This is a genomic window from Nocardia harenae NBRC 108248, assembly GCF_001612885.1.
Classification (GTDB): domain Bacteria; phylum Actinomycetota; class Actinomycetes; order Mycobacteriales; family Mycobacteriaceae; genus Nocardia; species Nocardia harenae.
The window spans coordinates 113,245-125,481 of sequence record NZ_BDBH01000001.1 but is presented as its reverse complement, the minus strand read 5'-3'; the positions used below and the strand labels follow the sequence as shown (position 1 = coordinate 125,481).

The 12,237-nt window shown below is 71.4% G+C and carries 14 protein-coding genes; 5 read left to right on the top strand and 9 right to left on the bottom strand.

What is annotated here, in order from left to right:
- The first annotated feature begins 46 nt into the window (after positions 1–46).
- Positions 47–724 carry a JAB domain-containing protein gene (locus tag NH2_RS00620; protein WP_067646489.1) on the top strand — a complete coding sequence of 226 codons (678 nt, stop codon included), beginning with the start codon at positions 47–49 and terminating at the stop codon, positions 722–724.
- 53 nt (positions 725–777) lie between these two features.
- Here the strand turns inward: NH2_RS00620 and NH2_RS00615 are convergent, their stop codons facing one another.
- Genes NH2_RS00615 through sdhC form a run of 4 tightly spaced genes read right to left on the bottom strand, consistent with a single transcriptional unit; the run spans position 778 to position 4,167 of the window.
- Entirely contained in the window at positions 778–1,551 is a 774-nt protein-coding gene (locus NH2_RS00615) for a succinate dehydrogenase iron-sulfur subunit (RefSeq protein WP_067646486.1), read from the bottom strand.
- The gene (sdhA, locus tag NH2_RS00610) at positions 1,551–3,320 is read right to left on the bottom strand and encodes a succinate dehydrogenase flavoprotein subunit (RefSeq protein ID WP_067646484.1); all 1,770 of its coding nucleotides are present in this window, start codon (positions 3,318–3,320) and stop codon (positions 1,551–1,553) included. Before sdhA ends, NH2_RS00615 begins: the two co-directional genes overlap by 1 nt.
- A 15-nt stretch (positions 3,321–3,335) precedes the next feature.
- Positions 3,336–3,767 (bottom strand): succinate dehydrogenase hydrophobic membrane anchor subunit, encoded by a 432-nt coding sequence (locus NH2_RS00605; RefSeq protein ID WP_067646481.1) that lies wholly within the window; start codon positions 3,765–3,767, stop codon positions 3,336–3,338.
- A gap of 1 nt (position 3,768) precedes the next feature.
- Positions 3,769–4,167: a succinate dehydrogenase, cytochrome b556 subunit gene (gene sdhC, locus NH2_RS00600; protein WP_084505104.1), complete on the bottom strand. Its 399-nt coding sequence runs from the start codon at positions 4,165–4,167 to the stop codon at positions 3,769–3,771.
- 491 nt (positions 4,168–4,658) lie between these two features.
- On the opposite strand from sdhC, the gene NH2_RS00595 reads away from it, so the two are divergent.
- The 3 genes from NH2_RS00595 (at position 4,659) to NH2_RS00585 (ending at position 7,996) form a co-directional block, all read left to right on the top strand.
- Positions 4,659–5,060: a cytidine deaminase gene (locus NH2_RS00595; protein WP_157103543.1), complete on the top strand. Its 402-nt coding sequence runs from the start codon at positions 4,659–4,661 to the stop codon at positions 5,058–5,060.
- Positions 5,061–5,306: 246 nt separating this feature from the next.
- Positions 5,307–6,596, top strand: coding sequence for a thymidine phosphorylase (locus NH2_RS00590; protein WP_067646473.1), 1,290 nt, complete (start codon positions 5,307–5,309; stop codon positions 6,594–6,596).
- Between the two features lie 302 nt (positions 6,597–6,898).
- Positions 6,899–7,996 (top strand): adenosine deaminase, encoded by a 1,098-nt coding sequence (locus NH2_RS00585; RefSeq protein ID WP_067646470.1) that lies wholly within the window; start codon positions 6,899–6,901, stop codon positions 7,994–7,996.
- A gap of 1 nt (position 7,997) precedes the next feature.
- On the opposite strand, the gene NH2_RS00580 is transcribed toward NH2_RS00585, so the two are convergent.
- The 5 genes from NH2_RS00580 to NH2_RS00560 are packed head-to-tail and all read right to left on the bottom strand — an operon-like array spanning position 7,998 to position 11,395.
- A complete protein-coding gene (locus tag NH2_RS00580; protein ID WP_067646467.1) occupies positions 7,998–9,242 on the bottom strand; it encodes a SatS C-terminal domain-containing protein in 1,245 nt (414 codons plus the stop codon).
- A gap of 33 nt (positions 9,243–9,275) precedes the next feature.
- The gene (locus NH2_RS00575) at positions 9,276–9,617 is read right to left on the bottom strand and encodes a YbaB/EbfC family nucleoid-associated protein (RefSeq protein ID WP_067646465.1); all 342 of its coding nucleotides are present in this window, start codon (positions 9,615–9,617) and stop codon (positions 9,276–9,278) included.
- The gene (locus tag NH2_RS00570) at positions 9,614–9,964 is read right to left on the bottom strand and encodes a hypothetical protein (protein ID WP_067646463.1); all 351 of its coding nucleotides are present in this window, start codon (positions 9,962–9,964) and stop codon (positions 9,614–9,616) included. Before NH2_RS00570 ends, NH2_RS00575 begins: the two co-directional genes overlap by 4 nt.
- Positions 9,961–11,073 carry an NlpC/P60 family protein gene (locus NH2_RS00565; protein WP_067646460.1) on the bottom strand — a complete coding sequence of 371 codons (1,113 nt, stop codon included), beginning with the start codon at positions 11,071–11,073 and terminating at the stop codon, positions 9,961–9,963. Before NH2_RS00565 ends, NH2_RS00570 begins: the two co-directional genes overlap by 4 nt.
- A 4-nt stretch (positions 11,074–11,077) precedes the next feature.
- Entirely contained in the window at positions 11,078–11,395 is a 318-nt protein-coding gene (locus NH2_RS00560) for a hypothetical protein (protein ID WP_067646458.1), read from the bottom strand.
- Between the two features lie 120 nt (positions 11,396–11,515).
- Between NH2_RS00560 and upp the strand changes: the two genes are divergently transcribed.
- Positions 11,516–12,139 (top strand): uracil phosphoribosyltransferase, encoded by a 624-nt coding sequence (gene upp / locus NH2_RS00555; protein ID WP_067646455.1) that lies wholly within the window; start codon positions 11,516–11,518, stop codon positions 12,137–12,139.
- Positions 12,140–12,237 lie beyond the last annotated feature (98 nt).

Here is a 12,237-nt window from a genome sequence, read left to right as displayed (position 1 = left end):
CCCCCTGGCACCATGGCAACCCTGCACCGTGCATGGAGGGGGTTCGATGTCGGTACCGTTGGCCGGTCTGCCCGGCGATCAGCGTCCGAGGGAGCGGCTGCTCGCGCTCGGGGCGCACGCGCTCACCGACGGTGAGCTGCTGGCCTTGTTGTTGCGCGAGGGTAACCGCGCCATCGGCGTCGTCGATCTCGCACACGCCCTGCTCGCCGAGTACGGCGGGCCCGCCGGGCTGGCGGCCGCCAGGCCGGAGGAGCTGGCCAGGCGCACCGGGATGGGCGTCGCCAAGGCGTCGACGGTGGTCGCCGCCTTCCACCTCGCCGCGCGGGCCCGTGGCGCCGCCCCCGGCCGGGTACTCGCCGGCGCCGCCGATGTCGCGGCGGTGGCGGGCCCGCTGTTCACCGGCGCGCGGGTGGAGTGGCTGCTGGTCCTCGTCTGCGATGCCAGGCACCGGCTCCGGCACCGGGTCTTCGTCGCGCAGGGCGCGCTGGACGAGGTCGCGGTCCCGGTCAGGGAGATCCTGAACACCGTGCTCAGGCACGACGGCCGCGCCTTCGCCGTCGTGCACAACCACCCGTCCGGCGATCCGTCCCCCAGCTACGACGACCGGCGCGCCAGCACCGTGCTCGGCGCCGCCGCGGGCACCGTCGGGCTCCGCTTCCTCGGCCACGTGGTGCTCGGCGGCGACCGCTGGTCCCGCGCCGATCCGCTGCCGGACGGCTGGTGAGACGGCGACGGCCGCCCGCGCACAGGAAGCGCGGGCGGCCGTCGCAGCGGAGCTCAGCGGGCGAAGAGTAGCGCCCGCTTGACCTCCTGAATCGCCTTGGTCACCTCGATGCCGCGGGGGCACGCGTCGGTGCAGTTGAAGGTGGTGCGGCAGCGCCACACGCCCTCCACGTCGTTCAGGATGTCGAGCCGCTCGCGCGCGCCCTCGTCCCGGCTGTCGAAGATGAAGCGGTGCGCGTTCACGATCGCGGCCGGGCCGAAGTAGCTGCCGTCGTGCCAGTACACCGGGCACGAGGTGGTGCAGCAGGCGCAGAGGATGCACTTGGTGGTGTCGTCGAACCTGGCCCGGTCGGCCTGGCTCTGGATCCGCTCGCGGGTCGGCTCGTTGCCCGAGGTCATCAGGTACGGCTTGACCGCGCGGAAGGCGTCGAAGAACGGCTCCATGTCCACCACGAGGTCCTTCTCCACGGGCAGGCCGCGGATCGGCTCGACGGAGACGGTGATGCTCTTGCCGTCCTTGGGCAGCATGTCCTTCATCAGGACCTTGCAGGCCAGCCGGTTCACCCCGTTGATCCGCATGGCGTCGGAGCCGCAGACCCCGTGCGCGCAGGAGCGGCGGAAGGTGAGCGTGCCGTCCAGGTAGGACTTGATGTAGATCAGCACGTTCAGGAACCGGTCGGTGGAGAGCACCGGCACCTGGAACGACTCCCAGTGCGCGCCGAGGTCGTTCTCCGGGTTGAACCGCGCCACCTTGACGGTGATCATGGTCGAGCCCTCGGGCACCGGCGCGGCGGCGGCCGGGGTGCTCTTGTCCAGTACGGCAGTCATCAGTACTTACGCTCCATCGGCTCGTAGCGGGTCTGCACGACCGGCTTGAAGTCGAGGCGGATGTCCGAGAGCAGCTCCGCGCCCTCCTTGTACGCCATCGTGTGCCGCATGAAGTTGACGTCGTCGCGGTCCGGGTAGTCCTCGCGGGCGTGGCCGCCGCGCGACTCCTTGCGGTTCAGCGCGCCGACCACGGTGACCTCGGCCAGCTCCAGCAAAAAGCCGAGCTCGACCGCCTCCAGCAGGTCGCTGTTGTACCGCTTGCCCTTGTCCTGCACGGTGATCCGCGCGTAGCGCTCCTTGAGCGCGTGGATGTCGGTGAGCGCCTGCTTCAGCGTGTCCTCGGTGCGAAACACCGACGCGTTGTTGTCCATCGAGCGCTGCAGCTCGGTGCGGATGTCGGCCACCCGCTCGTTGCCGTGGTCGGAGAGGATCAGCGCGAGCCACTCCTGCACCATCGTCGCCGGGTTCTCCGGCAGCTCGACGAACTCGGAGCGGTTCGCGTACTCGGCGGCCGCGATGCCCGCGCGCCTGCCGAAGACATTGATGTCGAGCAGCGAGTTGGTGCCGAGCCGGTTGGCGCCGTGCACCGAGACGCAGGCGCACTCGCCCGCCGCGTACAGCCCTGGCACCACGTTCTCGTTGTCGCGGAGCACCTCGCCGCGGATCCGGGTCGGGATGCCGCCCATCACGTAGTGGCAGGTCGGGAAGACCGGGACCAGCTCCTTGACCGGGTCGACGCCGAGGTAGGTGCGGGAGAACTCGGTGATGTCGGGCAGCTTCTCCTCGAGCACGTCCTCGCCGAGGTGGGTGACGTCGATGTAGACGTAGTCCTTGTTCGGGCCCGCGCCGCGGCCCTCGAGCACCTCGAGCACCATCGAGCGGGCGACGATATCGCGTGGCGCGAGGTCCTTGATGGTGGGGGCGTAGCGCTCCATGAAGCGCTCACCCTCGGCATTGCGCAGGATGCCGCCCTCGCCGCGGACCGCCTCGGAGATCAGGATGCCGAGCCCGGCCAGCCCCGTCGGGTGGAACTGGTGGAACTCCATGTCCTCCAGCGGCAGCCCCTTGCGGAACACGATCGCCATGCCGTCGCCGGTCAGGGTGTGCGCGTTCGAGGTGGTCTTGTACATCCGGCCGGAGCCGCCGGTGGCGAAGATGATCGACTTCGCGTGGAAGACGTGCAGCTCACCGGTGGCCAGCTCGTAGGCGACGATGCCGGTGGCGACCGGGCCGTGGTCGGTCTCGGTGAGCACCAGGTCGAGCGCGTAGAACTCGTTGAAGAACTCCACATCGTGCTTGACGCAGTTCTGGTACAGCGTCTGCAGGATCATGTGGCCGGTGCGGTCCGCGGCGTAGCAGGCGCGGCGCACCGGCGCCTTGCCGTGGTCGCGGGTGTGCCCGCCGAAGCGGCGCTGGTCGATCCGGCCCTCGGGGGTGCGGTTGAACGGGAGCCCCATCTTCTCCAGGTCGAGCACCGCGTCGATGGCCTCCTTGGCCATGATCTCGGCGGCGTCCTGGTCGACGATGTAGTCGCCACCCTTGACGGTGTCGAAGGTGTGCCACTCCCAGTTGTCTTCTTCGACGTTGGCCAGCGCCGCGCACATGCCGCCCTGGGCCGCGCCGGTGTGGCTGCGGGTCGGGTACAGCTTGGTCAGGACGGCGGTCCTTGCCCGCGGCCCCGACTCGATCGCCGCGCGCATGCCCGCGCCGCCGGCACCGACGATCACGACGTCGTAGCGGTGCTCTTGAACAGGACGAGTGTCTGTCATCGAGGGTGCCTGTTCCTAACTGATGTTGGGGTCGAAGGTGAAGATGACGTAGGTGCCGACGCCCATGATCAGGATCATCGAGACCGCGAGCAGCGAGTTCAGCCAGAACCGGGTCGAGTCCTTGCGGGAGTAGTCCGCGATCACCGTGCGCAGCCCGTTGCCGCCGTGCAGCTGGGCCAGCCAGAGCATGGTGAGGTCCCAGATCTGCCAGAACGGGCTGGACCAGCGGCCCGCGACGAAGGCGAAGTTCAGCCGCTTCACGCCGCCGTCGAGCAGCAGCATGATCGACATGTGGCCGATCACGAGCACGATCAGCAGCAGCCCGGAGAAGCGCATGAAGAGCCAGGCGTACTTCTCGAAATTGTTGCCCGCCCGGCCGCGCGGCGCGCGCGGCAGGTCGAGGCTGGCCGGACGGTCGTAGGACTTGCCGAGGACGGGTGCAGACATCTCAGTGCTCCGTGAAGAGGTAGTAGAACATCCGGCCGATGGCGCCGCCGGCCAGCACCGCGGTGAGGCCCAGGATGATCCAGAGCATCAGCTTCTGGTAGCGCGGCCCCTGCGACCAGAAGTCGACCAGGATGACCCGCACGCCGTTCAGCGCGTGGAAGAGCACGCAGACCACGAGCCCCATCTCCATCAGCGCGACGAGGGGGTTCTTGTAGGTCTCGATCGTGTCGTTGTATGCCTCGGGGCTCACCCGCACCAGGGCCGTGTCCAGCACGTGGACGAACAGGAAGAAGAACAGCGTGACGCCGGTGATCCGATGCAGCGCCCAGGACCACATTCCGGGGTCGCCTCGGTACAGCGTCTTCCGCTTCGGCTGAGCCGGAGCTTCGATCGTGGTCATAGAGTGCGGTGCCTCCAACGTCGTTGATGGACCCGGTCACAGATCCGACGCCGGCTGCGTGGAGTGGGCGAATGCCCAGGTGGCTGCGCTCCGGCCCGCCGCCGGGAAACTGAACCGTTCTGCGATCGACTCTAATCCTCCGGGTTTGCCGGAACTAATTCGGCGTGCCGTGCGTTACCCGACACCGGTCCGAGTTAGGCTTACCTTTGTCGCAGCGGAATGGGTTGTCGTGCGGTCTCCGCGCGCCCGTTTCCGGTGCCTCGGAGCAGGTACCGCGCCGCCCGCTTCTGGGTCCGAATCTCCTGTGTAGCAAGGGAAAAGGGGAGCGCACCGGGTGCGTTTCCCGGCTTCTCCGCATTCCGCGCCCGAAGCGGTGCGGTGATGCGCTGCTCCGCATTGCGGACCGGCGCAATGTGGAAAATGTCTCACCGCGTTGCCGCGTTCACCCGGAAAGCTACTCGGCGGTAATGAAGAAACGAAAGTGGGTGCCGATGACGATCGACTGGAGCGGCTTGCGGGCGAGCGCGCGGGACGCGATGCACCGAGCCTACGCGCCCTATTCGCGATTCCCGGTCGGCGCGGCGGGGCTCGTCGGTGATCGGGTGGTCACCGGGTGCAATGTGGAGAACGTGTCGTACGGGCTCGGGCTGTGCGCGGAGTGCGTGCTGGTCGGCACTGCCGTCGCCACCGGAGGGGGGCGGCTGCGGGCGGTGTCGGTCTGCGATTCCCGCGGCGCGATCCTGATGCCGTGCGGGCGGTGCAGGCAGGTGCTGTTCGAGCACGGGGGTGCGGAGATGCTGGTCGATCACCCGTCCGGGGCGAAGCCGCTCGGCGTCTTGCTGCCCGATGCGTTCGGGCCGGACGATCTCGCGGCGGGTGAGCGGGAGCGCTGATCACCCGGTGCCGTGCCGTGCCGCTCGGTGCCGCGTCGTGCCGCTCGGCGCCGCGTCGTGCCGCTCGGCGCCGTGCCGTCGCTCGGTGTTCGCTCGCCGACCGGCTGTGCCGATGCCCGCGGGCGCAAGTGCGCGGCGTCGCGTTATCGCCGACGCGCTGCGGGGACGGCCCCCGGCGGCAGCCGACGCCCACACGGCGGTTTCCGGCCCCGGCGGGGGCGGCCATCCCTGTGCCACACTCGGCCGGTGACGGCACTCGACGCGATTTCGATCATCACCGCCAAGCGGGACGGCGGGGAGCTCACCGACGCCCAGATCGACTGGGTCCTCGATGCCTATACCCGCGGCGCGGTGGCCGACGAGCAGATGTCCGCGCTGGCCATGGCGATCGTCTGGCGCGGGCTCGACCGCAGGGAGACCGCGCGCTGGACCGCCGCCATGATCGGCTCAGGGCGGCGGCTGGACTTCACCGACCTCCCGAGGCCGACCGTGGACAAGCACTCCACCGGCGGCGTCGGCGACAAGATCACGCTGCCGCTGGCGCCGCTCGTCGCCGCCTGCGGCGCGGCGGTGCCGCAGCTCTCCGGGCGCGGGCTCGGGCACACCGGCGGCACGCTGGACAAGCTGGAGGCGATCCCCGGCTGGCGGGCCGACGTGCCGGTCCCCCGGATGCGGGAGATCCTCGCCGACCCGGCGATCGGCGCGGTGGTCTGCGCGGCCGGCGCCGATCTGGCGCCTGCGGACAAGAAGCTGTACGCGCTGCGCGACGTCACCGGGACGGTGGAGTCGGTGCCGCTGCTCGCCAGCTCGATCATGAGCAAGAAGATCGCCGAGGGCACCGCGGCGCTGGTGCTCGACGTCAAGGTCGGCGCGGGCGCCTTCCTGCCCGACCTGGCCGACGCCCGGGTACTCGCGCGCACCATGGTCGAGCTCGGCACCGATGCCGGGGTGCGCACCGTCGCGCTGCTCACCGCCATGGACACCCCGCTCGGCCGCACCGCGGGCAACGCGCTCGAGGTCGCCGAATCGGTCGAGGTGCTGGCCGGCGGCGGGCCGGACGACGTGGTCGCGCTGACCCTCGCGCTCGCCCGCGAGATGGTCGCCGCCGCCGGGCTGGCCGCCGACCCTGCCGATGTCCTCGCCTCCGGGCGGGCCATGGACCACTGGCGGGCCATGATCGCCGCCCAGGGCGGTGATCCGGACGCCCCGCTGCCGCGCGCCGCGCACACCGAGACCGTGGCCGCGGCGGCGGACGGCGTGCTCACCCGGCTCGATGCCCGCGCGGTCGGCGTCGCGGCCTGGCGGCTGGGCGCCGGCCGCGCCCGCCAGGGTGATCCGGTGCAGGCGGGCGCGGGCGTCGTCCTGCACGCCAAGCCCGGCGAGCGGGTCCGCGCGGGCGCGCCGCTGTTCACCCTGCACACCGACACCCCCGCGGCCTTCGACGGCGCCCGCTCGGCTCTCGACGGTGCGACGACCATCGCCGCCGAGGCCGACCCGGCCCCCGCCGCTCCGCTGCTGCTGGACCGCATCGCCTGACCGGGCGCCGGCCGTGTCGTCGGGCACACCCGCGACTCGCACGCGTCCCGCCTGGCGGCACGCGCGGCCGGGCGAGGCGGGCAATGTGCGGCGGCGAGGCGCCGCGCGCGGGCGCGGCAGGTTGGGCGCGGCGCGGGGGCGTGGCAGGTTGGGCGCGGCGCGCGGGCGTGGCCTGTGCGACCGTTCGACGGGTGACGGGGCGGCCAACCCGATCCGGCCCGGGGGCGAGCGCCCGGTGAACCAGCACTGCCACAGGCGGTAACCAGCGGTGCGCGGACGCCCGCGGCGGCTAACGTTGGGTCATGACAGGACCGATGCCGCTCACCCTCGCCTCGATCCGCCGCGCGCCGAAGGCGCTGCTGCACGACCACCTGGACGGCGGGCTGCGCCCCGCCACGGTGCTCGAACTCGCCGAAGCCTGCGGCTACGACGAGCTACCTGCCACCGACGCCGACACCCTCGGCACCTGGTTCCGCGATGCCGCCGACAGCGGTTCGCTGGAGCGCTACCTGGAGACCTTCGCGCACACGGTCGCCGTCATGCAGACCCCGGAGGGGCTGCGCCGGGTGGCCCGCGAGTGCGTGGAGGACCTCGCCGAAGACGGCGTGGTCTACGCCGAGGTGCGCTTCGCCCCCGAGCAGCACCTGAACCGCGGCCTCACCCTGGACGAGGTGGTCGAGCACACCCTGGCCGGCTTCCGCGAAGGCGAGGAGCTGGTGGCCGCGGCGGGCGGCCGGATCACCGTGGTCTGCCTGCTCACCGCCATGCGGCACGCGGCCCGCTCGCGGGAGATCGCCGAGCTCACCGTGCGCTTCCGGGACCGCGGCGTCGGCGGCTTCGACATCGCGGGCGCCGAGGCGGGCTACCCGCCCACCCGGCACCTGGACGCCTTCGAGTACATGCGGGCCAACAGCGCGCACTTCACCATCCACGCCGGCGAGGCCTTCGGGCTGCCCTCGATCCACGAGGCGCTGGCCTACTGCGGCTGCGACCGGCTCGGCCACGGGGTGCGGATCACCGACGACATCAGCGTGCCTGGCGCGATCGCCGACGCCGAGCTGGGGCTGGTGGCGAAGTACGTGCGCGACACCAGGATCCCGCTGGAGCTCTGCCCCTCGTCCAATGTGCAGACCGGCGCCGTCCCCTCGCTGGACAAGCACCCGTTCGACCTGCTCGCCCGGCTCCGCTTCCGGGTCACGGTGAACACCGACAACCGGCTGATGAGCGACACCACCATGAGCAGGGAGATGCTCAAGCTGGTCGAGACCTTCGGCTACGGCTGGAGCGACCTGGAGCGCTTCACGATCAATGCCATGAAGTCGGCGTTCATCCCGTTCCCGGACCGGCTGAAGATCATCGACGACGTGATCAAGCCGGGCTACGCGGTCATGCTCGGGTAGCTCACCTGTGCTGGTCGAGCTTGGTCTCGAACCAGGTCTCCAGCTCGCGCCATGCGGTCGCCTCGGCCTGGAACGGCGGGCTGGGGGCCAGCCTGGTCGGGTCCGGGTTGAGCAGGTAGGAGACGTACCAGCCGAGCGGGGTGGAGGGGGCGAGCGCCTTCTCCACCGCGTCGTCCTCGGCGTAGTCGGCGGCGTCGGTGAAAAGCTCGACGGCCAGGTCGAGCTGGTCCACGTCGACGGTGCGCGGCCCCTCGCCGAGATCGTCGCCGAGCCCGGGCAGCACGTAGACGTTCTCGTCGGTGACCTCGACCTCCAGCGAGCCGTCGGTGGCCGCGGTCTGCACCTCGTCGTAGGTGCTCACCCGGGCCAGGTCGTGCTCGTGGTCGTCGGCGAGGTGCCTGGCCAGCGCCCGCTCCGAGTCGAAGACCGCGATCGAGCCGTCGCGGCCGAGGAAGATCGGCTCGTCGTCCAGGTAGCAGCGCAGCGTGAACCAGGTGCCGTCGGCGGTGATGATCTTGACCGGGTCGATGCCGACCTCGGCCCAGAACGACGGGTCCTCGTCGTCCTCGTCGTCGGCCTTGGTGAGGTCGACGGCCTCGAACTCCTCGCTGTCCGCGGCGTCGTCGGCGTCGACCACGTTCTCCTCGGCGGCGAGCAGCTCGGCCTCGGCCACCGCGACCGCCTCGGCGTCCACGTCGGGCGATTTCACCACGCCGTCGATGGCGTCCAGCACGTCGTCCCAGCCCTTGGCGATGGCGGCGCCGATCTGGTCCCAGAGCTCCTCGCCGTCGCGCCCGGTGAAGGCGTTCGGCCCGCTGGGCAGCGCGCCGAGCACCGGGTTGCCGCCGAAGAACTTGGTGACGGTGTCCAGCTCGCAGACCTCGCCGATATTGCGCACCATCTCGAGCGTGTCCTCCAGCTCGGCGACGGTGTCGCCGTCCGGGTCGCTCGCGGCCAGCTCCGGGACGCCGACCAGATCGAAGGTGTGCTCCTCCTCCGGCTCCAGCTCCGCCGCCGACAGCCCGGCCACGACCCGCCAGGCCGGATGGTCGACGAGATCGTTGTCCGAGTCGGTGCGGATGAACGCGGCGAGCTCCGCGACGGACTCGAATCCGTACAGGCTGTCCTCGTGTCCGAGGAACGCCTCCCACTCGTCGTCACCGTCCCGCCAGCGCGGTGCCCAGAGGGTGACGAGATCGCCATCGGTCAGACCGAGCTCGATCGGGACGATGTCTCCAGAAGCCATGGGCGGAAGCCTATCGACCTTCCGGCTCAGGCACTATCCCGCCTGCCCGGCCCCGGGGGCGGCACCGGGAGCGGGCTCGGGGGCGAACGACTCGTTCAGTGTCGCAACGACCTTCGAGCGCTGCCCGCCCGCCTCCTCGGCGGCCTGCCTGCACGCCCACACGATGAGCCTGCCCACCTCGGCCGGGGGCAGCCCGGTGACCGCCTCGGAGAGCCGCAGCGCGGTGAGCGCGCCGTCGCTGTCCACCTCGACCTCGACCGCGCCGTCCTCGGTGACGAACCGGCCGCGCACCTGCTGCAGGCCGTGCAGCGCCGCCTCCAGCGCCTCCAGCTTGCTGGTCGCCCTGGCGACCAGCGCGTCCATCTCCGCGCTCATACCGGCCTCATCCAGCTCGTCGGGCCGGTGTCGGCGTCGTCCATCCGGTCCAGCTCGTCCACCGCCTGGTGCCTGGTCGGCAGGCCGAGCCGGTCCAGGATGTCGGCGGGCATCCCCGCCTCGGCCAGCGCCTCGCGCCGCTTGGCCTTCGCCGCGATGGTGGAGCGCCGGGTGAGCCGCAGGATCTCGTCGGCAAGCGCCTGCGCGCCGTACCGGTACTCGCTGCGCTCGAAGCCGATCTCCACCGGCATGCCCTGGTCGGTGGCGCGCACCGTGATGGTGCCCGCCCGATTGCTGCTGGCCGCCACGGTGACCGGCGGGACGCCGGGCTCCTGCTGCTCGCTCACGACGTCGGCCTGTAGAAGCCGTAGAAGTCCATCCCCGAATTCTCCGTTCGCACCGAACTGATCTGGACCGGGTCACCGGCCTCGACGAACTGGCCGTTGCCGATCACCATCGCCACGTGGCCGTCCCAGATCGCGAGATCGCCGGGCATGAGATCACCGGCCGAGACCTGGGTGGCGCCATTGCCCTGCTCGGCCGCGAGCCGTGGCAGCTCCACCCCGGCCTCGCCGTACGCGTACTTGGTGAGGCCGCTGCAGTCGAGCCCGGCGCCGGGGGAGTTGCCACCCCAGACGTACGGGGTGCCGACCGTGCCGAGCGCCGCCTGCACCGCGGTGGCGGCCTGCTCGTTCGGCGCCTCCACCCGGCTGCCGTCCGGCAGCGTGATCTCCACGCCGTCGCGGGTCGGCGCCGCGGAGCCGGTGTCGGGCTGCTGGGTGCCCGGCGACGGCGTGGTCGCCGACGGCGTCGCCGCCTTGGACGCGTCGGTGACCAGCGGGTTGTTCATCACCGTGCTGAGCAGCGAACCGGCGCTGCTCGCCACCCCGCTGGCGCCGGAGAGCAGCTGCTGCGGGATGCCGGAGGAGGCGAGGGTGGAGGCGAGCGAGGTGGAGGGTGGCGGCGTCAGCCCGGTCATGCTCGCGGTATGCGTGTCCAGCTCGTTCTGCACCCGCCCGACCACGCCGACCGCCTGGTTGATGTGGTCGATCGCGGAGCCGATCACCGCGGTGAGCCCGGGCGGGGTGGCGATGGCGGGGCCGAGCGCGGTCGCGGTGGAGACGAAGGACTGCAGGATGCCGTTGAGATCCTTCTGCCCGCTCTCCACCTCGGCGGCGGCCTGGTTCACCACGGTCGCCATCTCGGTGCTGTTGTCCGAGATGGTCGCGGCCGAGGTCTGCACCCGGAGCGCCTTCGAGGTGGTGGCGTCGGCGGCGGTGCCGTCCCACGCGGTGTTCACCTGGTTGATGCTGGTGCGGCCGAGCTCGTGGATCCGGTCCACCGCGGCGGAGGTGGCGCGCAGCGCGTCGGCCGGGCCGCCGCTGGGCAGGACCCCGGAGCCGAACGAGTTCAGCAGGTCGATCAGCGGTTTCGCCAGTGCGTCGATGTCGATCACGCGCTCACCCGTTCGGGTCGGTGGCGGCGATGGTGGCGGCGCTGCCGAGCTCGGTGTCCGCGATGGCGCCCGCCGCGGCCGTCACCGAGCCGCCCATGCTGGTCAATACCGCGGAGAGCTGGCCGATGGCGGCGACCTGGCCCGCGTGCGCGGCGGCGTACGCGGCCATGAAGTCACCGCCGATCAGCCCCATGATCGGGCCGAGCAGCGCGGGCCCTGCCCCCGCCGCCGACGTGCCCGCCGCGGCCATCTCCCCGGCCATGACTTGCGCGGACGCACCGTAGGCGACGATGCCGTCGGTATCCGCCGACGTCTTGTCCATAACAGCCCCCCATCCGTTTCCCAGGCAGCGTACGTCATTCACTGTCTTCGACGCGCCCGCTCGGCCGCCGGTTCCCTGGCTCGGCCGCGAATTTCCGCGGCGCGGTTCTATCGTTCCTCCATGCGCACCCACACCGTGGACCATCCGCTGGCCGCCGCCCTGCTCACCACGCTGCGCGACGCGCGCACCGGGAACGCCGAGTTCCGCTCCGCGCTGCGCGACCTCACCGGAATCCTCGTCTACGAGGCACTGCGCGACGCCCCGGTGACCCGGTTCGACGTCGCCACTCCGGTCTCGATCGCCGAGGGCACCCGGCTCGCCGCGCCGCCGCTGCTGGTCCCGGTGCTGCGGGCCGGGCTCGGCATGGTGCACGCCGCGGCGGGGTTCGTGCCGGACGCCAGGATCGGCTTCGTCGGCGTGGCGCGGGACGAGGCGACGCACCAGCCGGTGCCCTACATGGAATCGCTGCCGGAGGACCTCTCCGACGTGCCGGTCTTCGTGCTCGATCCCATGCTCGCGACCGGCGGCTCCATGCGGCACACGCTGGAGCTGCTGGTGGCGCGGAAGGCGCGGGACATCACCGCGCTCTGCGTGGTCGCCGCGCCCGAGGGCATTGCCGCGCTGGGCGATTCGGGGCTTCCGGTGCGGCTGGTGACCGCCGCCATCGACACGGGGTTGAACGCCGACGCGTTCATCGTCCCCGGTCTGGGAGATGCCGGTGACCGTCAGTTCGGGCCGCGTTGATTGGTCGCGCCTTCGGCGCGACGGGGTTCGCGCCCTTCGGGGGCTCACGTCCGAGCGGTCGAGACTCGCGCCTGCGGCGCATGCGCTTCGACCGCTCG